Below are 498 nucleotides of genomic sequence, written 5' to 3'. Positions count from 1 at the left end.
TTCACAACAAAGCCAAGCTGCTGGAGAACGCGTCCTGCATGAAGGACCTTTTGAGCGTCCGAGACGCGGCTGAGCGCCTGGGCGTCCATCGAAACACCGCCTTCCGCTACCGCCATCTCATGATGCCTCTGCTCGACAAGCACCAGCCTGGAGAGCTGTCTGGCGTGGCAGAGGCAGACGAGGCCTTCTTCCGTCGCTCGTATAAAGGCCAGAAGAGCGGGATGCCCAGGCCCTCCCATCGGCGGGGCACGCGCGCCAGCAAGCGAGGCATCTCACGTGAGCAGGTGGCCGTCCTCACGGCCGTGGCTCGCGGGTCTCGCAACAGCTTCATCACCGTGCTTCCCTCGGTTCCGAGCGCGGCCACCATTGGCGCTGCGCTTGGTCCTCTTTTGAAGCCGGACGCAGTGCTCGTGTCCGACTCAGCCAGCGCCTACAAGACCGCCGGGAAGGCGCTGGGGGTCGTGGTGCGGCAGATTCCGCGCGGCTTGCACAAGCTGG

General features: G+C 65.1%; 1 protein-coding gene. It reads left to right on the top strand.

Going from position 1 to position 498, the window contains the following annotated elements; translation table 11 throughout:
- A partial coding sequence (locus AVS7_RS05680; protein ID WP_020227460.1) for an IS1595 family transposase occupies positions 1-498 on the top strand: 498 nt, incomplete at both ends.

The sequence above is a fragment of the Acidovorax sp. MR-S7 genome (genome assembly GCF_000400995.2).
Lineage (GTDB): Bacteria > Pseudomonadota > Gammaproteobacteria > Burkholderiales > Burkholderiaceae_C > MR-S7.
The sequence above is the reverse complement of the archived record's forward strand: the minus strand, read 5'-3'. Positions and strand labels throughout refer to the sequence as shown.